The 24,262-nt window shown below is 71.7% G+C and carries 25 protein-coding genes and 1 riboswitch; of the genes, 7 read left to right on the top strand and 18 right to left on the bottom strand.

Features of this window, described 5'->3' with window-relative positions:
* Positions 1-2 precede the first annotated feature (2 nt).
* Together LZG04_RS03120 and LZG04_RS03115 are read right to left on the bottom strand one after the other, a co-directional pair.
* Complete coding sequence (locus LZG04_RS03120; RefSeq protein WP_233812871.1) at positions 3-1,322, bottom strand: aminotransferase class V-fold PLP-dependent enzyme; 1,320 nt, start codon at positions 1,320-1,322, stop codon at positions 3-5.
* Between the two features lie 35 nt (positions 1,323-1,357).
* Positions 1,358-1,471, bottom strand: a riboswitch (SAM riboswitch).
* Between the two features lie 62 nt (positions 1,472-1,533).
* Positions 1,534-3,015: a potassium/proton antiporter gene (locus tag LZG04_RS03115; protein WP_233812869.1), complete on the bottom strand. Its 1,482-nt coding sequence runs from the start codon at positions 3,013-3,015 to the stop codon at positions 1,534-1,536.
* A gap of 193 nt (positions 3,016-3,208) precedes the next feature.
* On the opposite strand from LZG04_RS03115, the gene LZG04_RS03110 reads away from it, so the two are divergent.
* On the top strand, positions 3,209-4,159 hold the full coding sequence (locus tag LZG04_RS03110) for a M28 family metallopeptidase (protein WP_233812867.1): 951 nt from the start codon (positions 3,209-3,211) through the stop codon (positions 4,157-4,159).
* Here LZG04_RS03110 and LZG04_RS03105 read toward each other — a convergent pair.
* Both LZG04_RS03105 and LZG04_RS03100 read right to left on the bottom strand, forming a co-directional pair.
* Positions 4,156-4,437 carry a DUF167 domain-containing protein gene (locus LZG04_RS03105; RefSeq protein ID WP_233812865.1) on the bottom strand — a complete coding sequence of 94 codons (282 nt, stop codon included), beginning with the start codon at positions 4,435-4,437 and terminating at the stop codon, positions 4,156-4,158. The genes LZG04_RS03110 and LZG04_RS03105 overlap by 4 nt on opposite strands.
* Positions 4,430-4,978 carry a TetR/AcrR family transcriptional regulator gene (locus LZG04_RS03100; RefSeq protein ID WP_233812863.1) on the bottom strand — a complete coding sequence of 183 codons (549 nt, stop codon included), beginning with the start codon at positions 4,976-4,978 and terminating at the stop codon, positions 4,430-4,432. The genes LZG04_RS03105 and LZG04_RS03100 overlap by 8 nt, the downstream gene beginning before the upstream one ends.
* Positions 4,979-5,040: 62 nt before the next feature.
* Between LZG04_RS03100 and LZG04_RS03095 the strand changes: the two genes are divergently transcribed.
* The 3 genes from LZG04_RS03095 to LZG04_RS03085 all read left to right on the top strand — a co-directional run bounded on the left by LZG04_RS03095 (position 5,041) and on the right by LZG04_RS03085 (position 6,796).
* Positions 5,041-5,502 carry an SRPBCC family protein gene (locus LZG04_RS03095; RefSeq protein ID WP_233812861.1) on the top strand — a complete coding sequence of 154 codons (462 nt, stop codon included), beginning with the start codon at positions 5,041-5,043 and terminating at the stop codon, positions 5,500-5,502.
* A 68-nt stretch (positions 5,503-5,570) separates the two neighbouring features.
* Positions 5,571-6,131 (top strand): RNA polymerase sigma factor, encoded by a 561-nt coding sequence (locus LZG04_RS03090; RefSeq protein ID WP_233812859.1) that lies wholly within the window; start codon positions 5,571-5,573, stop codon positions 6,129-6,131.
* Between the two features lie 98 nt (positions 6,132-6,229).
* Positions 6,230-6,796, top strand: coding sequence for an RNA polymerase sigma factor (locus LZG04_RS03085; protein WP_233813499.1), 567 nt, complete (start codon positions 6,230-6,232; stop codon positions 6,794-6,796).
* A 6-nt stretch (positions 6,797-6,802) separates the two neighbouring features.
* Here the strand turns inward: LZG04_RS03085 and LZG04_RS03080 are convergent, their stop codons facing one another.
* Complete coding sequence (locus LZG04_RS03080; protein WP_233812857.1) at positions 6,803-8,119, bottom strand: XRE family transcriptional regulator; 1,317 nt, start codon at positions 8,117-8,119, stop codon at positions 6,803-6,805.
* Between the two features lie 404 nt (positions 8,120-8,523).
* On the opposite strand from LZG04_RS03080, the gene LZG04_RS03075 reads away from it, so the two are divergent.
* Positions 8,524-8,910: a hypothetical protein gene (locus LZG04_RS03075; RefSeq protein ID WP_233812855.1), complete on the top strand. Its 387-nt coding sequence runs from the start codon at positions 8,524-8,526 to the stop codon at positions 8,908-8,910.
* Positions 8,907-9,173, top strand: a complete 267-nt coding sequence (locus LZG04_RS03070) for a hypothetical protein (RefSeq protein WP_233812853.1) — start codon at positions 8,907-8,909, stop codon at positions 9,171-9,173. Before LZG04_RS03075 ends, LZG04_RS03070 begins: the two co-directional genes overlap by 4 nt.
* Before the next feature lie 87 nt (positions 9,174-9,260).
* On the opposite strand, the gene ileS is transcribed toward LZG04_RS03070, so the two are convergent.
* The gene (gene ileS, locus LZG04_RS03065) at positions 9,261-12,371 is read right to left on the bottom strand and encodes an isoleucine--tRNA ligase (RefSeq protein ID WP_233812850.1); all 3,111 of its coding nucleotides are present in this window, start codon (positions 12,369-12,371) and stop codon (positions 9,261-9,263) included.
* 328 nt (positions 12,372-12,699) lie between these two features.
* Between ileS and LZG04_RS03060 the strand changes: the two genes are divergently transcribed.
* Positions 12,700-13,221, top strand: coding sequence for a hypothetical protein (locus LZG04_RS03060; RefSeq protein WP_233812848.1), 522 nt, complete (start codon positions 12,700-12,702; stop codon positions 13,219-13,221).
* Between the two features lie 15 nt (positions 13,222-13,236).
* Here the strand turns inward: LZG04_RS03060 and LZG04_RS03055 are convergent, their stop codons facing one another.
* The 12 genes from LZG04_RS03055 to ftsW form a co-directional block, all read right to left on the bottom strand.
* The gene (locus LZG04_RS03055) at positions 13,237-13,764 is read right to left on the bottom strand and encodes a hypothetical protein (RefSeq protein WP_233812846.1); all 528 of its coding nucleotides are present in this window, start codon (positions 13,762-13,764) and stop codon (positions 13,237-13,239) included.
* Between the two features lie 28 nt (positions 13,765-13,792).
* The gene (locus LZG04_RS03050) at positions 13,793-14,608 is read right to left on the bottom strand and encodes a DivIVA domain-containing protein (protein WP_073899667.1); all 816 of its coding nucleotides are present in this window, start codon (positions 14,606-14,608) and stop codon (positions 13,793-13,795) included.
* A gap of 45 nt (positions 14,609-14,653) precedes the next feature.
* Positions 14,654-14,938, bottom strand: a complete 285-nt coding sequence (locus tag LZG04_RS03045; RefSeq protein WP_233812844.1) for a YggT family protein — start codon at positions 14,936-14,938, stop codon at positions 14,654-14,656.
* A 20-nt stretch (positions 14,939-14,958) separates the two neighbouring features.
* Entirely contained in the window at positions 14,959-15,579 is a 621-nt protein-coding gene (locus LZG04_RS03040; RefSeq protein ID WP_233812842.1) for a cell division protein SepF, read from the bottom strand.
* A 70-nt stretch (positions 15,580-15,649) separates the two neighbouring features.
* The gene (locus tag LZG04_RS03035; protein ID WP_233812840.1) at positions 15,650-16,348 is read right to left on the bottom strand and encodes a YggS family pyridoxal phosphate-dependent enzyme; all 699 of its coding nucleotides are present in this window, start codon (positions 16,346-16,348) and stop codon (positions 15,650-15,652) included.
* On the bottom strand, positions 16,345-17,049 hold the full coding sequence (pgeF, locus tag LZG04_RS03030) for a peptidoglycan editing factor PgeF (protein ID WP_233812838.1): 705 nt from the start codon (positions 17,047-17,049) through the stop codon (positions 16,345-16,347). Before pgeF ends, LZG04_RS03035 begins: the two co-directional genes overlap by 4 nt.
* Before the next feature lie 229 nt (positions 17,050-17,278).
* Entirely contained in the window at positions 17,279-18,622 is a 1,344-nt protein-coding gene (ftsZ, locus tag LZG04_RS03025) for a cell division protein FtsZ (RefSeq protein WP_233812836.1), read from the bottom strand.
* A gap of 209 nt (positions 18,623-18,831) precedes the next feature.
* A complete protein-coding gene (locus tag LZG04_RS03020; protein ID WP_233812834.1) occupies positions 18,832-19,344 on the bottom strand; it encodes a DinB family protein in 513 nt (170 codons plus the stop codon).
* 85 nt (positions 19,345-19,429) lie between these two features.
* The gene (locus LZG04_RS03015; RefSeq protein ID WP_233812832.1) at positions 19,430-20,191 is read right to left on the bottom strand and encodes a cell division protein FtsQ/DivIB; all 762 of its coding nucleotides are present in this window, start codon (positions 20,189-20,191) and stop codon (positions 19,430-19,432) included.
* Entirely contained in the window at positions 20,188-21,585 is a 1,398-nt protein-coding gene (gene murC, locus LZG04_RS03010; RefSeq protein ID WP_308198923.1) for a UDP-N-acetylmuramate--L-alanine ligase, read from the bottom strand. The genes LZG04_RS03015 and murC overlap by 4 nt, the downstream gene beginning before the upstream one ends.
* Positions 21,582-22,685 carry an undecaprenyldiphospho-muramoylpentapeptide beta-N-acetylglucosaminyltransferase gene (gene murG, locus LZG04_RS03005; RefSeq protein ID WP_233812830.1) on the bottom strand — a complete coding sequence of 368 codons (1,104 nt, stop codon included), beginning with the start codon at positions 22,683-22,685 and terminating at the stop codon, positions 21,582-21,584. Before murG ends, murC begins: the two co-directional genes overlap by 4 nt.
* Before the next feature lie 42 nt (positions 22,686-22,727).
* Positions 22,728-24,176, bottom strand: coding sequence for a putative lipid II flippase FtsW (gene ftsW / locus LZG04_RS03000; protein WP_233812827.1), 1,449 nt, complete (start codon positions 24,174-24,176; stop codon positions 22,728-22,730).
* Positions 24,177-24,262: the final 86 nt, after the last annotated feature.

Here is a 24,262-nt window from a genome sequence, read left to right as displayed (position 1 = left end):
CGTCAGCGCAGGAACGGCGGGAGCGCGCGCTCGTCGTTCAGCGGGGTCCAGCGGCCGTCGCGGACCTCGTACTCCCACCGCGAGCCCTCGACCACGAGGGTGCGCAACGCGGCCACGAACCGGTCCACGTGCTCCTCGGTGGTGCCCAGCCCGATGGACGCGCGCAACGCCCGCTGCCCGTCCGCGAGGCGGTGCACGGCGACGTGGGCGCAGAACGCGCCGTCACGCACGCCGATGCCGTGCTCGGCGGACAGCGCCGCGGCCAGGTAGCCGGCGTCTTGACCGCCGACGGTGAAGCTCACCACGCCCACCCGGTCGTGGTCGGGGCCGAACAGCGCCAGCTCGTGCGCGCCCGGCACGGTCCGCAGGCCGTCGCGCAGCCGGGCCAGCAGGATCCGCTCGTGCTCGGTGGTCCGCTCCCAGTGCCTGCCCAGCACGTCGCACGCCACGGCCAGCGCGTGCACGCCCACCACGTTCGGCGTGCCGGCCTCGTGCCGCTCGGGCACCGCCGACCAGGCCACGCCCAGCCGGTCGCCGTGGTCGGTGACGCGGGCCGTCGCGCCGCCGCCCACCAGGTACGGCTCGGCGGCCTGCAACCAGTCCGACCGGCCGACCAGCGCGCCCGCGCCGAACGGCGCGTAGACCTTGTGCCCGGACAGCACGGTGTAGTCGACGTCCAGCGCGCGCACGTCCACCGGCCGGTGCGGCGCGAGCTGGGCGGCGTCCAGCGCGATCCGGGCGCCGTGCCCGCGCGCCACCCGGGCCAGCTCGGCCACCGGCCAGAGCTCACCGGTCACGTTGGACGCCCCGGTCACCACGACCAGGCGCGGGCCGACGGGCGCCTCGCGCAGCGCCCGGTCCAGCTCCAGCACCGCCTGGGCGGGCGAGGACGGCGTGCGCAGCCGGCGCACGTTCGGGCCGCGCCACGGCAGCAGCGCCGCGTGGTGCTCGGTGTCGAACAGGATCACGGCGGTCCGCTTGGGCAGGCTCCTGGCCAGCAGGTTCAACGCGTCGGTGGTGTTGCGGGCGAACACGACGGCGTCGGTGTCGCGGGCGTTGAGGAACCGGCGCACGGACCCGCGGGCCTGCTCGTAGACCTTGGTGCTGACCTGCGAGGCGAAGCCCGCGCCCCGGTGCACGCTGGCGTACCAGGGCAGCAGCTCGTCCACCGCGTCGCGGACCTGCTCCAGGCACGGCGCGCTGGCCGCGTGGTCGAGGTTGGCGTACTCCACGCGCTCACCGGTGACCAGCGGCACGCGCAGCGAGGAGCCGAGCACGCGGGGCAGAGCGGCGGTGGTGGTGGCGGGAACTGCGATCGTCATGACGCCCTCCTGGGGTCCGGGATCCCAGCCGAGGGAGCCCGCGCTTGCCGGACGCCCTGCGCGCCGGCCAGGTCCTCACCAGGGGCACCCCACCGCGGTTGGAGGGTTGCCGGCCAGCGAGCCTGGGCTTCGCGCTGGCACTCATGACCTTCGACTCGAAGTTAACGCAGGCCGCGCGTCCCCGTCGAGGGGAGTTCACATCCTGGGAGCGTCACGGCAGGCCGGCGTCGCCCTTCCAGCGGGCGAACCGGCCCGCCCGGTCCACGGCCCGGATGCGCTGCTCGGTCGCCGTGCGCATGGCCTCCGTGCACACGACCAGCAGTTGGTCGTGCTCTTGCAGGCGGGTCGTGGGCTGCGGCGTGAAGCCGTTCTCGTCGCGCACGATGAGGCTCACCGAGGAGCCCGGTGGCAGCCGCAGCTCCGACAGGTACACGCCGTGCAGCTTGGAGCCGGGCTGGATGCGGACCTGGAGCAGCTCCGCGCCCAACTGGTCCAGCGCCGACGAGTCCACCTGCACCTCGTGCGCCTCGCCGGACCTGACCAGCCGCAGCCACTTCGCCAACCACGGCAGGCTCGTGCCCTGCACCACGGTCAGCACCACGACCAGCACGAACACCGCGTCCACGAGCCGCTGCGCGCCCGGCACGCCCTGGATCAGCGGGATCAGGGCGAACACGATCGGCACCGCGCCGCGCAGCCCCGACCACGAGATGAACACCTGCTCCCGCCACGGCACGCGGAACGGCGCGGCGGCGAACAGCACCGACAGCGGCCTGGCCAGCAGCACCAGCACCGCGCCCGCCACCAGGGCGGGCACCAGCGCGTCGAACAGCCGGTTGGGCGAGGCGTACAGGCCGAGCAGCACGAACAGCCCGATCTGCGCGATCCAGCCCAGCCCCTCGGCGAACGACAGGGTGTCGGCCCGGTGCGGCAGGCGGGCGTTGCCGAGCACGAGGGCGGCGATGTAGACGGCGAGGAAGCCGGACGCGTGCGCGAGGTCGCCGACGGTGTAGGCGAGCAGGCACACCGCGACCGTGGCCAGCGGGTACAGGCCGGTGGCGGGCAGCGCGGCCCGGCGCAGCCCGACGCCGCCGACCCAGCCGAGCACGATCCCGATCACCGCGCCAGCGACCAGCTCGTAGAGCATCAGCAGCGGCGCGGTCCAGGTGATCGCGTCGGACGAGGCGAGCAGCACGACGGCGATGTAGACCGGCGCGTCGTTGATGCCGGACTCCAGTTCGAGCGCGCCGATGAGCCGCTTGCGCACCCCCACCCCGCGCAGCACGCTGAACACGGCCGCCGCGTCGGTGGACGACAGCACCGCGCCCCACAGCAGGGCCGTGCGCCAGTCCATGTGCAGCAGGAAGTGCAGCGCGAACCCGGTGACCGCGATGCTCACGCCCACGGAGACCGTGGACAGCGCGATGCCCAGGCCGAGCGCGGGTTTCACCGCGCTCCACCGGGTGGTCAGACCGCCCTCGGTGAGGATCAGCACGAGCGCGACCGTGCCCAGCGAACGGGTGAGGCCGGCGTCCTCGAACTGGATGCCCACCACGGCCTCGCCGAGCAGCAGCCCGATGCCGAGGTAGAGCAGGAGCGACGGCAGACCGAGCCTGATCGACACCCTCACCGCGATGACCGAGAGCAGGAGTACGCCGGCGGCGATGCCCAGGTAGCCCGTCACACCGCCCACTCGACCTCCAGGCCGTCGTCCCGCGACATCACTCGACGGGGTCATTCTCCCCGGTGCCACCGAAATGGACGAATCCGGCACCCCACGCAGCGTCACCAGCCGAACGTCGCTAGCGCGAACCATGCGCGACCGTGCATGTTGACTTCTCGGGTCCGCCGCCCCGGTCACCTCCACACCCTGCGGGAGACACACCGTGAAGCTGCGAACGATCACCATCGCGCTGGCCACCGCCGGCGCGCTCCTCGGCTCGGGCCTCGGCGCGGCCACCGCCGCGCCGCCGCCCGCCGCCCTGGCCGGGCCGAACATCCCGGTCTCGGCCGTGCAGGCCGACCTGGGCCAGCTCCAGAGCATCGCGACCGCCAACGGCGGCAACCGGGCGCACGGCCGTCCCGGCTACCTGGCGTCGGTGAACTGGGTGAAGTCCAAGTTGGACGCCGCCGGGTTCACCACCAGGGTGCAGTCGTTCACCAGCAACGGTGCCACCGGCTACAACCTGATCGCCGACTGGCCCGGCGGCGACACGAACAACGTGGTCATGCTCGGCGGCCACCTCGACAGCGTGACGGCCGGTCCGGGCATCAACGACAACGGCACCGGCTCGGCGGGCCTGCTGGAGGTCGCGCTGGCCGTGCGGTCCACCGGGTTCCAGCCCACCAAGCACCTGCGCTTCGCGTGGTGGGGCGCGGAGGAGCTGGGCCTGGTCGGCTCCACGTACTACGTCAACTCGCTGTCCACGACGGACCGTTCGCGGATCGACGCGTACCTGAACTTCGACATGATCGGCTCGCCGAACCCGGGCTACTTCGTCTACAGCGCGTCCGGCCAGCCGTCGGGCTCGCTGGCGCTCCAGCAGACGTTGCAGGGCTACTTCAGCTCGATCGGCGTGCCCACCGAGCTGACCAGCGTGGGCGGGCGGTCCGACCACGCGGCGTTCGCGCGGGCCGGCATCCCGGTCGGCGGCACGTTCACCGGGGCCGAGGGCATCAAGACCTCGGCGCAGGCGCAGAAGTGGGGCGGCTCGGCGGGCGTGGCGTTCGACCGCTGCTACCACCGCTCGTGCGACACCTCGTCGAACGTGAACGCGACCGCGCTGGACCGCAACACCGACGCCATCGCGCACGCGGTGTGGACGCTGGCGGCCTAACCGTTCAGCAACCGCGCCAGCACCTCGGCCGCACCGGCCGGGGCGGGGTCGACCTGCACGACCTTGTCCCGGCCGCGCTCGCCCGCGACCACCTCGACGTCCTGCTTGCGCACCCCGAACGCCTTGGCCAGCGCCTTGCGCACGGCCTCGTTCGCCTTGCCCTCCACCGCCGGCGCGGCGACCGCGACGACCAACGCGCCGTCACCCCACCGGCCGCCGACGGCCTCGCGCTTCGCGCCGGGCTTGACCCGGACGCCGAACCGGAACGCCTCAGCCACGGCCCAGCACCACGGTCACCGTCTCCTCCAGCAGCGCCCGCCGCCCCCCGACCGCGTCCGGGGTCGCCGACAGCAGCTGCGCCTGCCCGAGGTAGATCGAGTAGGCCAGCACGGCCCGCCGCCGCGCCACGTCGGCGTCGAACCCGAGCGCGACGAACAGCTCCTCCATGTAGGCGATGCGGCGCTCGGTGACGCGGCCCAGCACCGGCGCGACCGCCGGGTCGTCCTTGGCCGCCAGCATGGCCAGTTCCACGGCGCTGTGCCGGACGTCCTCCAGCACGGTGGCGAACAGCAGCCGCAGCTTCTCCAGCGGCCCGGGCGCCGACTCGACCAGTTCGATCACGGCCTCGGTGTGCTCGCGCTCCCACCGTTCGAGGGTGGCCTTGAGCAGGGCTTCCCGGTTGGGGAAGTGCCAGTAGGCGCTGCCCTTGGTCGCCCCGAGGCGGGCCGCGAGCGGTTCCACCGCGACCGCCGCGACGCCGCCCTCCGCCAGCGCCCGCAGGGCCACCCCGGTCCAGTCGTCACGCGTCCGCCGTGCCATGACTCCATACGCTACCGTACGGTCAGCGGACCATACGGTCCCGTACGGAAGTGGGGGTTGTGATGATCGAGAACGTGCACACCCGGCTGTTCCCGGATGGCGAAGGGCTGGTCGACCGGGTCGTGGAGCTGTGGCCGTCCGACCGCTGGCCGCCGCTGGTGCTGGACCGGCCGCTGGGCGTCGGCGCGGACGGCGGCCACGGCTTCGTGCGCTACCGCTGCACCGCGTACGTGCCCGGGCAGCGGGCCGAGTTCGCGTTCGACCCGGCGATCGGGGTGGTGGGCACCCACGTACTGGAGTCGGTGCCGGGCGGGTTGCGGCACACTCTGACCGGTCGGCCGCACGGCCTGATGCGGCTGGGGTGGCCGCTGGCCGTGCGGTGGCTGCACGACGCCCTCATCGAGGACCTGCTCGACAACGCGGCCCACGCCGCGGGCCACCCGCCCGTCCGTCCGGCCAGGTGGTCGGCGTGGGTCCGGCTGCTGCGCGCGGTCGGGAAGAGGGCGGCCCGGCAGCCCGCTTGACCGGATTTCCTCCACAACCCCCGGTCTCGTCCGTCTACCCGGTACCGGGACCAGAGGGGGGAGGGTTCGTGACGCCGGAGGATCCCGACGACCACGCGGCCACCTTCAGCGACTTCTACCACCGGGAGCGCACCCGGCTGTTCCGCTTCGCGGCGGTGATGTCGCCCCATTTGGACCACGAGTCCGCGGTGCAGGAGGCGTTCGTCGGCGCGTGGCGGAACTGGCCGGTGATCGCTCCCGCGTCCAGACGTGCTTGGCTGGTGAAGACGATCCGCAACCTGCTGGTGGACCAGGCCCGCCGGCGGGAGCGGCCGGGCGACCTGACCGACGAGGTGGTCGCCCGGCAGCGCGGCACGTACCGGATCCTGGTGCCCAAGCAGCGGGACGCCGAGGCGTGGCACGAGCTGGTCAGCACGCTGGCGGCCGTCGCGAACCTGCCGGACCACCTGCGCACCGCGCTGGTGCTGCGGTTCTGGGACTTCGACGACGACGAGATCGCCGACGTGCTGGGCTGCCGGCGGGCGTCCGTGCGGCGGTACGTCTCGCACGCGCGGGCCCGCGTCAGCGAGCAGGTCGGCAACGAGGAGCGTCGGGTGCGCGGCCCCCAGCGCGGGAAGGAGACGCCATGAGCGACGAGCTGGATCCCCGGCTCGACCACCTGCGCGCCGAACTGGTCGAAGCCATCCCGGAGGATCCCGGCTCCGACGACCTCGGCGTGGCCGCGATCATGGCGCAGGCCTCGCGGTACGAGCGGCAGGCCGCGCTGGTCGAGGCGGCACGGGCCGGGTCGCGGGCCGCCCTGGACTCGTTGGTGGCCGAGCTGACCCCGTTGGTGTGGCACGTGGCCAGGGGCAACGGCCTGGACCAGCTCACCGCCGAGGACGTCGTGCAGACGGTGTGGCTGAGCCTGCTGCGCCACCTGGATCGGCTGACCGAGCCGAGGGCCGTGGCCGGCTGGCTGATCGTCGCCACCCGCCGCGAGGCGCAACGGGCGTGGCGCGACCTCAACGGCCGCCCGGCCCTGTCCACCGACTCCGCCGTGGACATGCCGGACGACCGCTGGCTGCCAGAACCGGAAGCCCTGCGTGACGACCGTGATCGGCGGCTCTGGCGCGCGTTCAACTCCATGCCCCGGCGTTGCCAGGAACTCCTCCGGCTGACTGTTCTCGCCGGCCGGGCCGAATACCGGGCAGTGGCCGAAACCTTGTCCATGCCGCGCGGGTCCATCGGGCCGACTCGGGGACGTTGCCTGAATCAGTTGAAGGCGCGGTTGGAGCAGGACGACGTGCGCTGACGGGGCTCAGCCGACCGCGAGTCGGACGCGGTGAAGCAGCTCACGCACCTCGGGCAGGTGGACGTGCGGATGGCCGGCGGTCACCAGTTGCCTGAGGGCGTCGTTCACGCGATCGGACCGCACAGCGCCGACCGACTCGACGGCGTCGTGCCCCAGCTCGACGGCGTGACGGGGGTCGTCGCGGGCCATCATCAGCGCCGCCAGGTTGGCCTTGGCGAGCGCCTTGCCACGGGAATGGCCTTCCGGGAACCGCGCGATCGACGCGGTCAGCCGATCACGCGCCTCACCGTGGTCGCCGCCGTTCAGCGCCAGGTGCACCAACGCCCGCCCGCAGTCGCGTTCCAGGTGCGCCTCGTCGTAGTACGCAAGCCAGGGGGGCTCATCACCGGACGACGCGGCGAACAGCTCTCCGGCCTTGCCGATGGCCGCGCGGCAGTCCACCCCGCGCGAGGTGCCGCTGAGTGCCAGTGCCCGTGCGTGGCGCGTCCGCACCACAGCCCCGACCTTCGGGCTCAACCGGTCGGCACGCACCAGCGCCATCTCGGCGAAGTCCAGCGCGTCCTCCGCACGGCCCCGGTGCACCGAGAGGTTGGCCAGACCGGACCGCGCCTTGGCCCGCATAGCCCAGTCCCCCGACTCGGTGGCGCAGCCGACGCTGAACCTGAAGGCGCGCTCAGCCTCGCGATGCAGCCCGGCGTCGAAGCAGAGGCCGGCCGCGGTGTCTGCCAGCTCCGCGACGGCGGCGAACAGCTCGTCCCGCACGCGCGTGCTCGCGAACGTCCCTTCGGTGAGCTCGGCGGACGCCGCCAACTGGGCGACCACAGCGCGTGCCGACAGCCCGCCGCCGTACTGGTGGTCCTGGCTCGCGAACATCCTGGCCAGGTGTCGCACGTGGTCGACTTCCGCCTGACCGATCCGCCTCGTGCCACCGACCGCCTGAGCGCTGAACGCCGCGAGGGGGTCGGTCAGGGCGACGCCCATGACCGAGCCGGCAAGCACTCGAAGGAAAGCCTTGCGTTCCACGTCGTCCCCACCTTCCGGGTGTCGGGGTGAGGCCACGGTAGCGAGACGGGACCGCGTGCTGAAGAAGCCGAGCTCGCGGTCCGTGGCAACGTCGAGCACTACGCGCAGTGCGTCCCGGTAGCTCCGGTGCGGCCACCGGTGCACGCCGCGTTCGAGCTTGCCGACATAGTCGGCGTCCATCGCGCCGATCCGCCCCGTCGCCGCTTCGACCTGTGCGTTGGCCAGGTCGGCGAGCTGCGCCTGCGTCAGGCCGGCCACTTCACGCGCCACGCGCAACGCCTCGTTCCGCTCGATCCGCATCTCCGCCCACCCGTGGTCGATCGAACACCCAGGGTAACGGTCCACCACTCCACGGCCGGCTGATCTTGGGCAACCCTCCGGACAACTCTCCGGGTCGGCGGTGACTTCCGCGGAGCTTGATCGTCTCCTGGCCCGCCTCGGTTCCCGGCGCCCCCAGCCGCGGACAGGCTGCCCATGTCCGCCTCACCCACCCAAGGCGGCGTCGAGACTAGGGAGACAACCGTGCCGGAAGCCTCATGGACCGCGGAGGACAGCCGCCGATTGGCATTGGCGTACGCCGGACTCGACTGGCCGGTCATACCAGGAGCGGTGTGGTGCGACGGGGCATTCCTCGATCCCGTGGACGGTCTGCCGGCCGACAGGATCATGCGTCAGCCCATCGCTCCGCGACCACCGATCCGGAGTTGGTGCGGGCGTGGTGGTCGGCGCCGAGCCTCCATCCACCGACGGTGCTCGCCGTTACAGGCGCGCGGTTGGCTGCCGTGTCGGTGTACGAATCACGGGTTGACGCGATCGTGGGACACCCCGGGTTCACCACCAAGCCGACGCCGGTGTTCGCCATCCCCGGGATGCCCATGGCCTACTTCCTGGTGAAGCCACCATGTTCGATCACCGTGGACCGCGACGAAGTGCGTGTACTGGCGGAAGGCACGACGCTGCCGCTCCCACCGGCGACGATCGGGAACACCGCCGCCCTGTGGCTGGTCTCCCCCGAAGAAGCGGGCAACACCATGCTGCTCGGCGACGAGTTCGAGGCCCTGCTCGGTGCGGTGGAAAGGGTCGGCGCGTGAACGGGCCGGAAGAGTTCGCTGCCCGGGTGCGGCAGCTCGCGGTGCAGGAGGCACCCCGCTTGTTCGCCATCGTGGAGGAGTACGGCGGACAGCAGGAAGCCCGAGTCGCCGGATACGGGCTCGCCTACCCCGACCACGCGGACGTCAACTCGGTCGAGGGCGACTTCCGCCTGAGTTCCGAGAGCCCGGAGAACGCCCGAGCGATCTTCGAGATCAGCTCTCGGTCGTCGGGTGCGCGCAACCACCTGGTGTGGCTCGACTGACGCGACCTCCACCGTAGACCGAGTGCTATCGACCCCAACCCGCCTCCGGGGGTCGCGGATCAGCGCCCGCGACCCCCCGGCGGCACGTCAGACCCGGGCGACCGCGACCCGCACCTTCTGGCCCTCGCCGACCACGCCGTCCGCCGCCCCCTCGGCGACCTCGCCGTAGGACACCGACTCGCCCAGCGTCTCGTCCTTCACGAACGCCTCGAAGCGGCGCACCGCGTCCTGTACCCCGGCCGGTAGCTGGAGCGTCAACGAGATCCGGTCCGACACGTCCAGACCGGCGTCCTTGCGCGCCTGCTGCACCACCCGCACCAGGTCGCGCGCGACGCCCTCGGCCGCCAGCTCCTCGGTCACGACGGTGTCCAGCACGACCAGCCCGCCGCTGTTCGGCAGCGCCGCCGTCGCGCCCTTGTCGGTGGCGACCAGCCGCTGCTCGTACTCCTCCGGGAACAGCTCGATCCCGGCGGCCACGACGCGACCGTCCACCTCCTGCCAGTCACCGGCCTTCACGGCCTTGATGACCTTCTGCACGTCCGGCCCCAACCGGGGACCGGCGGCGCGCGCGTTGACGGCCAGTTGGAAGTGCCCGTGCGCGTCCACGTCGGTGGTCAGCTCGACCTCCTTGACGTTGACCTCGTCCCGCAGCACCCCGGTGAACGGCTCCAGCTGCGCCACGTCGGCCGCCGCGATCACCAGCTTCGCCAGCGGCAGCCGCACGCGCAGCTTGTTCGACTTGCGCAGCGACAGCGCGGTCGACGCCACCTGCCGCACCTGGTCCATCGCGGTCACGAGGGCGTCGTCGGCGGGCAGCTCGGCGGCCGACGGGTAGTCGGCCAGGTGCACCGACCGTCCACCGGTCAACCCGCGCCACACCGACTCGGTGGTCAGCGGCAGCAGCGGCGCGGCCACCCGGCACACGACCTCCAGCACGGTGTGCAGCGTGTCGATCGCGTCCTGGTCGCCGGACCAGAACCGGTCGCGCGAGCGCCGCACGTACCAGTTGGTCAGCACCTCCAGGAACTCCCGGATCGACGCGCACGCGCCCGAGACGTCGTAGCCGTCGAGCTGCGCGGTCACCCCGGCCACCAGGTCGTGCGCCTTCGCCAGCACGTACCGGTCCAGCACGTGCTGCGAGTCGGTCCGCCACTTCCCCTCGACCCCGTCCGCGTTGGCGTACAGGGCCAGGAAGTACCAGGAGTTCCACAACGGCAGCACGGCCTGCCGCACCGCGTCGCGGATGCCGCGCTCGGTCACCACCAGGTCGCCGCCGCGCAGGATCGGCGACGCCATGAGGAACCACCTCATCGCGTCGGACCCGTCGCGGCTGAACACCTCGTTGACGTCCGGGTAGTTCCGGCGCGACTTGGACATCTTCTGCCCGTCGTCGCCCAGCACGATCCCGTGCGCCACGCAGTTGCGGAACGCGGGCCGGTCGAACAGCGCCGTGGCCAGCACGTGCATGGTGTAGAACCAGCCGCGCGTCTGGTTGTTGTACTCGACGATGAAGTCGCCCGGGTAGTGGTCCTCGAACCACTCGCGGTTCTCGAACGGGTAGTGCACCTGCGCGAACGACATCGAGCCGGACTCGAACCAGCAGTCCAGCACCTCCGGCACCCGCCGCATGGTCGACTGCCCGGTCGGGTCGTCCGGGTTCGGCCGGGTCAGCTCGTCGATCGTGGGCCGGTGCAGGTCGGTCGGGCGCACGCCGAAGTCGCGCTCCAGCTCGTCCAGCGAGCCGTAGACGTCCACCCGCGGGTACGCCGGGTCGTCCGACACCCACACCGGGATCGGCGAGCCCCAGAACCGGTTGCGGGAGATGTTCCAGTCGCGGGCGTTCTCCAGCCACTTGCCGAACTGGCCGTCCTTGACGTGCTCGGGCACCCAGTTGATCTGCTGGTTCAGCTCGACCATGCGGTCCTTGAACCGCGTGACCGCGACGAACCACGACGACACCGCGCGCTGGATCAGCGGGTTGTCGCACCGCCAGCAGTGCGGGTACGGGTGGTCGTAGGTCTCGTGGCGCAGCAGCAGGCCCGCTTCCTTCAGGTCGCGGATGATCGCCTTGTTCGCCTCGAACACCTGCTGGCCCTCGTACGGCGGCACCTCGGCGGTGAACCGGCCGTGCGCGTCGACCGGCACGACGACCTCGATGCCCGCCGCGTCGGTGACGACCTTGTCCTCCTCACCGAACGCGGGCGCGATGTGCACCACGCCGGTGCCGTCCTCGGTGGTGACGTAGTCGGCGGCCAGCACCTGGTGCGCGTTCTCCCGGCCGAGGAAGAAGCCGAACGGCGGCGTGTACTTGCGCCCGACCAGGTCGGCGCCCTTGCAGCGGGCCACGACCGGCGGCTCCTCGCCCAGCTCGCGGGCGTACGCGGCGACGCGGGCCTCGGCCAGCAGGTAGCGCTCGCCGTTCGCCTCGACCGTCACGTAGTCCACGTCCGGGTGCACGGCGGCGGCCAGGTTGGACGGCAGCGTCCACGGCGTGGTCGTCCAGATCAGGGCCAGCTCGCCGGTCTCCAGGCGCAGGCCGACGGTCACCGCCGGGTCCTGCCGGTCCCGGTAGGTGTCGTCCATCTTCGTCTCGGTGTTGGACAGCGGCGTCTCGCAGCGCCAGCAGTACCAGAGCACCCGGAAGCCCTCGTAGACCAGGCCCTTGTCCCACAGGGTCTTGAAGGCCCACATGACGCTTTCCATGAAGTCCAGGTCGAGCGTCTTGTAGTCGTTGTCGAAGTCCACCCAGCGGGCCTGCCGGGTCACGTAGTCGCGCCACTGGTCGGTGTAGCGCAGCACCGACGTGCGGCACGCCTCGTTGAACTTCTCGATGCCGAACGCCTCGATCTCGCTCTTGGACGAGAACCCGAGCTGCTTCTCGGCCTCCACCTCGGCGGGCAGGCCGTGGGTGTCCCAGCCGAAGCGCCGCTCGACGTGCTTGCCGCGCATGGTCTGGTAGCGCGGGATGAGGTCCTTGACGTAGCCGGTGAGCAGGTGGCCGTAGTGCGGCAGGCCGTTGGCGAACGGCGGGCCGTCGTAGAAGACGAACTCGTTGGCCCCGTTGTCCCCGGCGGGCCGTGCGTCGATCGACGCCTGGAACGTCCCGTCGGACTTCCAGAAGTCGAGCACGCCCTCTTCGAGGGCGGGGAAGGACGGCTGGGAGGGAACGGAACCCTCGCCTGCCTTCGGGTAGGCCATCGTGCTGCTCCTCGCGTGCGTCCAACCGGCTCACGGGGACGACACGCCGGTCACGGCGCACCGCGGTACCACCCCGCTTGCCAGGGCGCGAAGGCTCTGGCCTCTCGTCGACGGCTGTGACGGGCCGCACCCGTCCGGTTCTACTGGGGCTCGCGCCCGTTCTTCCGGAGGCTCCCCGGTGATGGCCGGATCAACGCCGTGCTACCACCAAGGGTAACCACCCGCGCAAACCGCTTTGAGTAGTTCCCCCCATGCCGCCCTCCCCCGGCCCTCGGGAGCCTGGGAGGACGGGCCCCGCCCGGGGTCCGCCGAACGAGGGGGAACACCCGTGCAGCGAACGATCGCGCTGATGCTGGCCGCGGCGGCCGTGCCCGCCCTGGTCTTACCCGCCGCGGCGGCTCCGGCCGTCGCCCAGGAGGACCGCGTGGCCACGTTCACGTTCCACGCGGAGGCCGGGGCGTACCCGGTGGACGGTTGGGGCGCGTCCTACTCCACCCCGCAGGACGACGTCCGGGTCTGGGAGAACGCCGAGCACGCGCTCAGGTTCGACGAGGACTCGCCGTCCTCGAACGCGGAGTACGTCGCCGTGACGCTGGCCGCACCCGGCAACGCGCCGTTGCGGGTGGGCACCTACACCGACGTGCGGATCCGACCGACCGCGACCAACCCGGGGCTGCTGGTGGTCTCACGGGGCCTGGCCTGCGAGCCGGTGCACGGCAGCTTCACCATCACCGGCATCGAGCGCGACCCCGTCACGGGTCGGCTGACCGACGTGGACGTGGAGGTGGAGCAGCGCTGCGGCGCGCCGGACGCGCCCCCGTTCACCGCGCGTGCCACGTTGAGCAGCTAGCACGGTGTTGAGCAGCTAGGACGGTTCGGGCGACTGGCCCGCGGCACGCTCGCGCGCCGCGAGGCCGGCGTCCGGCCGGCACACCGCGCACGGCGTGAAGCCCAGGTGCCGCGCCTCGTTGATCGGCAGACCCAGCGACGGCCGGGCCGCCAGCCACGAGCAGTCGGCCAGGTGGTAGCGGGGGCGCTCGTCCAGCACCCGCACCTCGTCCGTGAGTTCGCTCACGATCAAGGCGTCGGCCGCGTCGGTGTCCTCCTCGCCAGGCTCGGAAAATGCCTGATCGGGTGGACTTTTCGGAGGCTCGTCCCCGGCACCCTCCGACTCGACCGGGTGATCACCAGCGCTAACCTGGTGATCGACAACCGCGGTGCCGGCAGCCCCGGGGCCCGACCGGCGGCGGAGCCACCAGTCGAGCACCAGGACCGCGGCAGCGGCCCCGCTCGCACCCACGGACAACCAGGCCCAGTGCGTCTGGGCGCTGGTCAGCGCGGGCACGAGCAACCCCAGGGCTGCCAGCACCAACAGCAGGACTATGTAGAGCACGTGCAGCAGACTAGATCAGCAACGCCGATCAGCCGGCTTCGGCGCGCGCCCCGAAGGAGTACCCACCCTGCTGGCGGCCGTCGGACGGCGCGGCGGGGCCGCGGTCCTGCAGGTCGCGCAGCGACGACTCGAGCATGGTCTTGAGCCTGGTGCGGTACTCGCGCTCGAAGGTCTGCAGCTTGTCGATCTGCTTCTCGAGCGTGTTCTTCTCCTGGGTGATGTTGCCCATCACCTCGGCGTGCTTGCGCTGCGCGTCGCGGTCGAGCGCGCTGGCCTTCTCGCGGGCCTGCCGCTCCAGCGTCTCGGCGCGGGTTCGCGCGTCGTTGAGCATGGTCTCGGCACGCGTGCGCGCCTCGTTGACCATCGTGTCGGCCTTGGCTCGCGCCTCGGACAACAGCTGCTCGGACTTGGTCCGGGCCTCCGACAGCATCCCGTCGGCCTCGGCCTTGGCCTCACCGGTGAGCCGGTCGGCCATCTCCTGGGCCAGGCCGAGCACCTTGGCGGCCTGGACGTGGTGGTCGCCACCACCGCCGGGCGAGGTCTGCTCCAGCGCCGAAGGGGGCGGCACCGGTGCGAGCCTGCGGGGCTCGTCCACGACGCGGCTCGGGCCGACGCCTGCGGCAACCTTCGCCCGGGCGTCTTCGAGGTCGGCACGCGCGGTCTCGACCTGCTGGTCGAGCTGCTCGACCTGCTGGCGCAGGTCGTTGTTCTCCTCGATCAGGCGGGCCAGTTCGCCCTCAACCAGGTCGAGGAACGCGTCCACCTCGTCCTCGTTGTAGCCCCGCTTGCCAATCGGCGGCTTGCTGAACGCGACGTTGTGCACGTCCGCGGGGGTCAACGGCATCAGATCACCTCACGCACTCCTGGGCTGTGGACATCCCTGGTCCCCTCACCTGGGATCGGCTACTCGCATCAGAATGATAACGACCAGCAACAGCACAATAATGGACAAGTCCAGACCGATGCCGCCGATCCGCACGGTCGGGATGAGCCGACGCAGCAAGCGGACCGGAGGATCGGTCACGGTGTAGACGGTCTCAAGCGCCACCGCGACCCCGCCCGCAGGCCGCCATCCCCTGGCGAAACTACGGACGAGCTCCACGACGACACGCGCCGTGAGCAGCAGCCAGAACGAGAACAACACGTAGTAGACCACGAGCCAGAGGGCATCCACATGCTCAACTGTGCCACCACTCAGCCCTGGTTGAGGAACCCGCCCTCCGCGAGTCGCCTGCGGTCCTCCGCGGTGACGTCGATGTTGGGAGGTGAGAGAAGGAACACCTTGTTGGTGACCTTGTCGATCGAGCCGCGCAGCGCGAAGGCCAGACCGGCCGCGAAGTCCACCAGCCGCTTGGCGTCCGCGTCGTCCATGTCGGTGAGGTTCATGATCACCGGGGTGCCGTCGCGGTAGTGCTCGCCGATGGTCCGCGCCTCGTTGTAGCTGCGCGGGTGCAGCGTGGTGATGCGGCCGAGCGGGGTGCTCGCGGGCTCGGGGGCGGGCCGCAGCCTGCCCACGGGCTCGCGCTGCGGCTCCACGGCCAGCGCGCCGTGCGTGTCCGGCGTCCAGGGTCGCCGTGCCGCCCTCGGGCCGCGCTCGGGCTCGTAGCCCTCGGCGTCGTCGAGTTCGGCGCGGTAGCCGTTGAACGAGCGCCGGCGGGCCGTGCGCTGCTCCGGGTACGGCTCGTAGTCGTCCGCGTCGGCGTACTCGGACCGGTAGTCCGCGTAGCGCCGGTCGTCCTCGTAGGCGGCCGGGTCGTCGGCGTACTCGGCGGGAACCATCCCGAAGTAGGCCTTCAGCTTGTGAAACCCGCTCATGGCTTGAGCCCTTCCTCCGCCGAGATCCCTACCCGAAGGACGTCGCGGCCGTCCCAGAGGTTCCGGACAGTTACGGCGAGGCTAGTCTCCGGCTGCCCAGCAACGCTGTTCCGACACGCACGCACGTGGATCCGTGCGCTATCGCATCCTCCAGGTCACCGCTCATCCCCGCCGAGATCACGGTCGCACCGGGATGATCGACCCGCAAGCGGGTTACCGCTTCATATAGAGCGGCAAACGCCTGCTGTGGAGACATCCCAAGGGGTGCGACGGTCATCACACCCCGCAAAATAAGTTCACTCGAACGTGCTACGTGATCGGCGAGTCGCGGAAGGTCACCGATCGGGTGGCCGCCGCGGGCCTCGTCGCCGTCGATGCTCACCTGGAGGAGCACCTCGGTCGGCTCGGTCGCGGCCTTGGCGATGGCGTCGGCGAGGCGGACGGAGTCGACGGTGTCGATCCGGTCGGCCCAGCGCAGGACCGACTTGGCCTTGTTGCGCTGGAGCGAGCCGACCATGTGCCACTTGGCCGTGGCGTCCGGGCGCAGCTCGGCGAACTCGGCGGTCTTGCGGCTCGCCTCCTGGTCGCGGTTCTCGGCGAACGCGGTGAGGCCGAGGTCGCTGAGGATCGCGACGTCCTGCGCCGGGAACGTCTTGGTGACGGCCAGCAAGTCGACCTCATCGGGTGATCTCCCGACGGTCGCGCAGGCCTTGGCGATGCGGTCCTTGACCTCGGCCAGCGACAGCGCCAGCTCTTCGCGCCGGTTCACGACTCCATCCAGATGACGCCCGCGAGCCGGCCCGTTCCCGGGTCACGGCGGTGGCTGAACAGGGACTTCTCCTCGACCGTGCAGCGGGGGTCGACGCCGATCTTGCCCACGCCGGCGTCGGCGAGCTGCTGCCACAAACCGGCGCGCAGGTCGAGGGCGGGCTTGCCGGCTCGGGTCTTGGTGGCGCTGCCGGGCAGGTGCTTCTCGACGTCGTCGCGCATGGCGGCGGGGACTTCGTAGCACTGGCCGCAGACGGCCGGGCCGAGCAGCACCTCGACGTGCTCCTTGCGCGCGCCCAGCTCGACCATGCGGTCCAGGGTCGCCGGGAGGACGCCGACCCGTGCGCCGACGCGGCCGGCGTGGACGGCGGCGATCACGCCCGCCTCGGGGTCGCCGAGCAGCACCGGCACGCAGTCGGCCGTGAGCACGACCAGCCCGAGCCGTTCCCGCTTCGTCACCACGGCGTCCGTGGCTTCCAGCGGCTCGTGCACCGGCCCGTCCACGACGGCGACCGTGCGGCCGTGCACCTGCTCCATCCAGACCAGCCGGTCGGGTTCGAGCCCGATCCCCTCGGCGAGCCGCTTGCGGTTGGCCTCGACGGCGGCCGGGTCGTCACCGACGTGGTCGCCCAGGTTGAACGAGTCGTAGGGAGGTTTCGACACGCCGCCTTCGCGGGTGGTCAGGACACGACGGATGCGCACCCCCCAAGCTTCCCAGACCCGAGAGTCCTGCGTTCACGCCGCGAGAGTCCAACCCTCAGCCCGCGAGAGTCCAACGCTCAAGACGCGAGAGTCCTACGTCCAGAACCCCTGAATTCAACGTTCAGGACCCCCGAGCTCGACCTTCAGGCCACCTCGGGCGGTGCTGAGCGTTGAACTCGGGGGTCCTGGACGTAGGACTCTCGCGGGCTGGAGGTAGGACTCTCGCGGGTCAGCGGCGCATGAAGGGAGGGACGTCGACCTCGTCGTCGGGGTCGTCGGTCACCGGGACGGCACGGCTCGGCAGCGAGCCGCTGGTGCCACCCGGCACGCCCGGCGACAGCGACCTCGGCATGGTCGGCTGCGGCGTGGCGTAGGACGGCTGGCCGTTGCCCTGGCCGGACTGCGGCTGCTGCGGCACGGTCGGCCGCGGCGGCACGACCTGCTGCTCCACCTGCGCCACGGGCTGCTGGACCTGGTGCACCTGCTGCACCGGCTGCGGTTGCTGGACCTGCGGCACCGGCTGGGGCTGCGGGTCGTGGTTCACCTGACCCGCGGTGGCCGAGGCCACGGGCGTGCCGCGCGGCGGGCTGGACAGAGCCTGGGGCTCCAACTTCTTGTGGGTCGGCCCGCCACTGTCAAAACCCGCCGCGATCACCGTCACCCGGACCTCGTCGCCGAGCGAGTCGTCGATGACCGTACCGAAGATGATGTTCGCGTCGGGGTGCGCGGCCTCCTGCACCAGCGAGGCCGACTCGTTGATCTCGAACAACCCGAGGTCGCTGCCACCGGCGATCGAGAGCAGCACGCCGTGCGCGCCCTCCATCGAGGCTTCCAGCAACGGCGAGTTGATGGCCTTCTGGGCGGCCTGCACCGCCCGGCCCTCGCCCCGCGCCGAGCCGATGCCCATCAACGCGCTGCCCGCGCCGGACATGACGGACTTCACGTCGGCGAAGTCGAGGTTGATCAGACCGGGCGTGGTGATGAGGTCGGTGATGCCCTGCACACCGGACAGCAGCACCTCGTCCGCGGAGCGGAACGCGTCCATCAGCGAGACGCCGATGTCGCCGAGCTGGAGCAGCCGGTCGTTCGGGATCACGATGAGGGTGTCGCACTCGTTGCGCAGCGCCTGGATGCCTTCTTCGGCCTGCTTGGCGCGGCGCTTGCCCTCGAACGAGAACGGCCGCGTGACCACACCGATGGTCAACGCGCCGAGCTTGCGGGCGATCGAGGCGACCACGGGCGCGCCACCGGTGCCCGTGCCACCGCCCTCGCCGGCGGTCACGAACACCATGTCCGCGCCCTTGAGGACTTCCTCGATCTCTTCGCGGTGGTCTTCGGCGGCCTTGTGGCCGACTTCGGGATTGGCGCCTGCTCCGAGGCCGCGGGTGAGCTCGCGGCCGATGTCGAGCTTCACGTCGGCATCCGACATGAGCAGCGCCTGGGCGTCGGTGTTCACCGCGATGAACTCGACGCCCTTGAGCCCGACCTCGATCATGCGGTTGACGGCGTTGACACCGCCACCGCCGATGCCGACGACCTTTATCACCGCGAGGTAGTTGTGCGGGGGCGTCATCGGTCCGCCTTCCTGATCGTGTCCGTGCTCATGTGCTGGAGTGGATGACCACCGGTGTCACAGCCCGGACGGATCTCCACCCGGATTGAAACTCTCAACCAGAGGTTCAGAGTTATGTCAACCCCGTATGTTCCTGCTGGACGTTATGCATCGGCAATGCCTCGGTCCAGCAGCCACGCCGTGTTGTGTCCTGACCGGGTGAGCGGTGGCTACTCGCCGGTCACGCCGTCGAGCAGTTCCCGCACCACGTCCAGGTGCCCCGCGTGCCGACCCGTTTCCTCGATCATGTGGATCAGCACCCAGCGCACGGAAAGCCGCTCGTCGCCCCGGAACACCACCTCGTGGTCGAGGTCGAGGCCCGCGACGAGTTCCCGACTCGCCGTGCACTGCTCAGCGTAGTCGGCGATCAATCCCGAGATCGTCTCACCCGGCTCGATGCGCCAATCGGCGTCCGGGTCCTCACGGGTGTAAGGCGCGCGCGCGGGCTGTCCGGCCAACGCCACCTCGAACCAGTAGTGCTCGACCCAGCGCAGGTGCTTGACGATGCCCGCGGCCGTGTTGAGCTGCGACGGGAGCACCGAGCGGGCCGCGTCGGCGTCGGACAGCCCGGCGCACTTGAACTCGATCGTGCCGCGCAGGAAGTCCAGGAAACCGCACAGCAGGGCGCGTTCGTCGCCGGTGTACGGCAGTTGGATGCGGTTGTCCACCGGCGTCTGCGTCATCCCGGAAGTATCACCGCGCGGCGACGCCCGGACGATCGACTTTCGCGGATACGCCCTGTGGCGGGTTTCACCGCGCCGCGGGGTTTCAGGAGACGGTCGGCAGTTCCGGGCTGGACACGTCGAACACGCTGCCCTTGCGGGTCAGCAGGACCTCCAGCACGGCGGCCTTGCGGGCGGTGTCGTCCGACGAGCCCCAGCGGGCCTCGCGACCGCCGCCCAGGGCCAGCCGCACGTCCGACGGCGAGTCCGCCGTGACGGTCGACACGTCCTTGCGCAGCGACTCGGGCAGCTGCGTGAGCACGGCCACCGCCGCGGCCACCGCGTCCGGCGTCACCTTGAGCTCGGGAAGCCCCACCGGCGGCTGCACGACGGTCGCGTAGTCCTTGCCCGTCACGTCGACCAAGTGCGCGCCCTCGGGTGCCTTGATCACCGCGACCGGCTCCCGCTCGTCCACGGTGAGCCGCACCGTCCCGGGCAGGACCCGCTCCACCTCGACGCCGGCGACGCGCGGCAGCTCGCGGACCCGGCCGGCGACCGCGTCGACGTCCAGCCGCACCAGCGGCGTGCCCGGCTCGACCGCGGCGGCCGCGCGGACCTCGTCGGCGGTCAGGTCGAGGATGCCCCGCACCTGCACCTCGCGGACGCCGAGCGCGGGCGTGAACCAGACCGTGCAGACGACGACGGTCACCACCAGCATGACCAGGACCGCGCCCACCCGGCGGCGCACCACCTTGCGCCGGTACGCCTGCGCCCGCGAGGGTCGGCGGGAGGACGGGCGACGGCGCGCCGCCGGGCGGGAGCCGGCGTTGGCCGCGCCCGGACGACGACGCGCCGCCTGCGTGCTCATGCCCGGTCCAGCTCCCCGACGATCTCCGGCCCGAGCATGGTCACGTCGCCCGCGCCCATGGTCACCACCAGGTCGCCCTCCTCGACCATGCCCGCGACCAGCGCCGGCACCCGGTCGAACGACGGCTCGTAGACCACCTTGCCGACGTCCAGCGACACCAGGCCCGAGACCAGCGCGCCGCTGACGCCGGGCTCCGGCTCCTCGCGCGCCCCGTAGACGTCGAGCACCACGACCGCGTCGGCGGTGCTGAGCGCGGCGGCGAACTCCTCGGCGAACAGCCGGGTCCGCGAGTACAGGTGCGGCTGGAACACCACGACCAGCTTGCCGTCGCCCGCGACCGGGCGGGCGGCCGCGATCTGGGCGGCGACCTCGGTCGGGTGGTGGGCGTAGTCGTCGTACACCCGCACGCCCCTGGCCTGGCCCTTGAACTCGAACCGCCGCCGCACGCCGCCGAACGCGGCCAGCCCGGCCAGCACGCCCTCGCGGTCCGCGCCCAGCTCCAGCGCGGCGACCAGGGCGGCGATGGCGTTGGCCGCCATGTGCTCGCCGGGCACGGCCACGCGCACGTCCAGCACCTCGCCGTCCAGCTCGACCCTGGCCACGCCGCCGGAGTCGGCCGGCCGGTAGTCGACCAGGCGGACCGAGCCGGGGCCCTCGGCCATGCGGCCGTAGGGGCGGACCCGGATGCCGAGCTTGCCCGCCCGTTCGGCCAGCGCCGCCGAGCCGGGGTCGTCCGCGCACGCGATCAGCACGCCGTCGGGCCGGATGCGCTCCAGGAACGAGTCGAACACCGCCACGTACGCCTCGACGGTGCCGTGGTGGTCGAGGTGGTCGGCCTCGACGTTGGTCACGACCGCCACGGACGGCGCGAAGAAGAGGAACGAGCCGTCGCTCTCGTCGGCCTCGGCGACGAACACGCCACCGGTGCCCTGGTGGGCGTTCGCGCCGGACTCGTTGAGGTCGCCGCCGATGGCGAACGACGGGTCCATCCGGCAATGTTGCAAGGCGACCGTGAGCATGGAGGTGGTCGACGTCTTGCCGTGCGTGCCCGCGACGCACGCCACCCGGTGGTCGAGCATCAGCGCGGCCAGCGCTTCGGCACGCCGCAGCACCACCGCGCCGCGGGCGCGTGCCTCCACCAGCTCCGGGTTGTCCTCGCGGATCGCGGTGGACACCACGATCGCCGTCGGCCCGCCGGGAAGCTGGTCGAGGTTCACGGCGTCGTGGCCCACCGCGATCGCCGCGCCCTGGGCCCGCAACGCGAGCACGGTGCGCGAGTCCTTGGCGTCCGAGCCGGACACCTGCGCACCCCGGGCCAGGAGGATCCGGGCGATGCCGCTCATGCCCGCCCCGCCGATGCCGACGAGGTGCACGCGGTCCAGGACGTCGCTCACTTCTTGATCACCTCGAGCACCATGCGGGCCAGCACCTCGTCCGCCTCGCGGTGACCGGTGCTCAGCGTGGCGGCGGTCATCGCGGCCAGCCGGTTGCGGTCGGACACCAGCGGGACGACGTTCGCCGAGATCCACTCGGGCGTCAGCTGGTCGTCCGGGACCAGCAGGCCGCCACCCGCGGCGACCACGGGGCCCGCGTTGAGCGACTGCTCGCCGTTGCCGATCGGCAGCGGCACGAACACCGCGGGCAGGCCCACGGCGGACACCTCGGCCACGGTCATCGCGCCGGACCGGCACAGCACCGCGTCGGCCGCCGCGTAGGCCAGGTCCATCCGGTCCAGGTAGGGCACGGGCACGTACGGCGGCGCTCCCGGCACCGACTGCACCGCCACGGTGTTCTTGGGGCCGTGCGCGTGCAGCACCGCGATCCCGGCCTGGGCGAACGCGGAGGCGGCGCCGGAGACGGCGTTGTTGATCGACCGGGCGCCCTGCGAGCCGCCGAACACCAGCAGCGTCGGCGCGGTCGGGTGCAGGCCGAAGTGGGCGCGGGCCTGCTGGCGCAGCTCGGCGCGCTTGAGCGAGGTGATCGAGTAGCGCAGCGGGATGCCGATGATCTCGGCGTCGGTCAGGCCCGAGTCGGGCACGGCGGCGGCGACCCGTTCGGCGAACTTCGCGCCGACCTTGTTGGCCAGGCCCGCCTTGGCGTTGGCCTCGTGCACCACGATCGGCACCCGGCCGCGGGCGGCGAGGTACGCGGGCAGCGCGACGTAGCCGCCGAAGCCGACCACGACGTCCGCGCGGACCCGTTCCAGCACCTCGCGGGTGTGCTTGACCGCGCCGCGCACCCGCAGCGGCAGCTTCAACAGGTCCGGCGTCGGCTTGCGCGGCATCGGCACCGGCGGGATCAGCTCCAGCGGGTAGCCGCGGGCGGGCACGAGTCTGTTCTCCAGACCGCGTTCCGTGCCGAGCGCGACGACCCGCGCGTCGGGCCGGAGCCGCATGACCGCGTCGGCCAGGGCCAGGGCGGGCTCGATGTGCCCGGCGGTGCCGCCTCCGGCGACCACCACGCACGGTCCGGCCTGCTGGGGAACCCCGGTCACGCATTTCCTCCTCGCGTCGATGTACCGCTCACACCGGTACCGCTAACGCCCGTCACGCCGCCTGGACCGCGCGTCCCGGTCCTGGCCGGCCTTTCGGGATTCGCGACGACGGTACTCCGACGGCGGAGCGTGACGGCCGGCCATCCTCCGCTCGTCCACGGGCGGCGGCGCGGCCTTGCGCGTGCGGGGAGGCGGCGACGGCCGCACGGGGCGGCGCTTCGGCGGCGGCTTGTACACCTCGGGCGCGGGCAGCTTCAGCACCCCGCCGACCCGACCAGGGCCGAGGGACCGCAGCGCCGACACCGCGTCCGGCTCGTGGCGGGCGCAGTTGGCGAGGATGCCGAACACGAACATCGTCGTGACGACCGACGTGCCGCCGGAGGAGATCATCGGCAACGTGATGCCGGTGACCGGCAGCAACTGCACGACGTAGCCGATGTTGATCGCGGCCTGCGCGACCAGCCACACCGTCAGCGTCGCGGCCACCATGCGGATCCACGGGTCGGTGTTGCGCGCGGCGATCCGCAGGCCGACCACGGCGAGCAGGACGAACAGGCCCAGGACCAGGATGCAGCCGATGAACCCCAGCTCCTCGCCGATGACGGCGAAGATGAAGTCGCTGTGCACGTTGGGCAGGTAGCGCCACTTCGAGCTGCCGTTGGTGAGGCCCTTGCCGAAGAACCCGCCCTCGGCCAGCGCGTACAGCGCCTGCAACGCCTGGAGGCCCGCGCCCTGCGGGTCGGCCTCCGGGTTGAGGAAGGTCTGGACGCGCTGGAGCCGGTAGTCCGCGCCGAGCGCGAGCACCAGCGCGCCGGTGACCGCGCCGATCGCGATGATCCCGAAGATCCGCATGGGCGCGCCGACGAACCACAGCAGGCTGACCAGCACGACACCGAGCGTGATCGTGCCGCCGAGGTCGGGTTGCAGCATCACCAGCGCGAACACCAGCATCGCCACCGGCACGACCGGCACCAGCAGGTGGCGGTACTGGTCCAGCAGGGCGCGCTTGGTGACCAGGACGTGCGCGCCCCACAGCGCCAGGGCCAGCTTCGCCGGTTCGATCGGCTGGAACGAGACGGGCCCGATGGTGAACCACGACTGCGCGCCGCCCAGCACGGTGCCGAGCGGGGTCAGCACCAGGACCAGCAGGATCACGCAGACGAGCATCGCCATCGTGCTGCCGTGCCGGACCGTGCGCAGCGGTATGCGCAGGACGATCAGGAAGACGATCGCGCCGACGCCCACGTACAGCAGTTGCTTCTTGAACACGCTGTAGGCCGACGCGCCCTCCGCCACCTCGCCGGGCGCGGAGGCGGACAGCACCATGATCAGGCCGAGCACGGTGAGCATGCCGAAGATCGCGAGCAGCAGGTGGAAGTCCGCCAGGGGACGGCCGAGCCAAGCGGTCAACGACGTCCGCACCGCGACCACGCGCTTGCGCTGTGCTCTGGGCGGTCGCTCCCCCACCGGCTTCCGGTCCACCGCAGTCATGCGCCCATCGTCTCCCGCGCGACCCGGCGAACCCCGCCAATCGGCCGCGTGTCGCCCGAGGTGACCGTGATCAAGGTCAATCACCC

This window comes from Saccharothrix sp. S26 (assembly GCF_021390395.1).
Lineage (GTDB): Bacteria > Actinomycetota > Actinomycetes > Mycobacteriales > Pseudonocardiaceae > Actinosynnema.
This window is presented reverse-complemented; position numbering and strand designations above follow the sequence as displayed.

Bases quoted from the DNA above. Each gene is read 5' to 3' on its own strand.
- LZG04_RS03040 (WP_233812842.1), bottom strand. From the start codon at position 15,579: ATGAGCGGGTTTCACAAGCTGAAGGCCTACTTCGGGATGGTTCCCGCC.
- LZG04_RS03050 (WP_073899667.1), bottom strand. From the start codon at position 14,608: ATGCCGTTGACCCCCGCGGACGTGCACAACGTCGCGTTCAGCAAGCCG.
- LZG04_RS03085 (WP_233813499.1), top strand. From the start codon at position 6,230: ATGGCGCAGGCCTCGCGGTACGAGCGGCAGGCCGCGCTGGTCGAGGCG.
- LZG04_RS03080 (WP_233812857.1), bottom strand. From the start codon at position 8,119: ATGCGGATCGAGCGGAACGAGGCGTTGCGCGTGGCGCGTGAAGTGGCC.
- ftsW (WP_233812827.1), bottom strand. From the start codon at position 24,176: ATGACTGCGGTGGACCGGAAGCCGGTGGGGGAGCGACCGCCCAGAGCA.
- ftsZ (WP_233812836.1), bottom strand. From the start codon at position 18,622: ATGACGCCCCCGCACAACTACCTCGCGGTGATAAAGGTCGTCGGCATC.
- LZG04_RS03120 (WP_233812871.1), bottom strand. From the start codon at position 1,322: ATGACGATCGCAGTTCCCGCCACCACCACCGCCGCTCTGCCCCGCGTG.
- LZG04_RS03020 (WP_233812834.1), bottom strand. From the start codon at position 19,344: ATGACGCAGACGCCGGTGGACAACCGCATCCAACTGCCGTACACCGGC.
- ileS (WP_233812850.1), bottom strand. From the start codon at position 12,371: ATGGCCTACCCGAAGGCAGGCGAGGGTTCCGTTCCCTCCCAGCCGTCC.
- LZG04_RS03015 (WP_233812832.1), bottom strand. From the start codon at position 20,191: ATGAGCACGCAGGCGGCGCGTCGTCGTCCGGGCGCGGCCAACGCCGGC.
- LZG04_RS03095 (WP_233812861.1), top strand. From the start codon at position 5,041: ATGATCGAGAACGTGCACACCCGGCTGTTCCCGGATGGCGAAGGGCTG.
- LZG04_RS03100 (WP_233812863.1), bottom strand. From the start codon at position 4,978: ATGGCACGGCGGACGCGTGACGACTGGACCGGGGTGGCCCTGCGGGCG.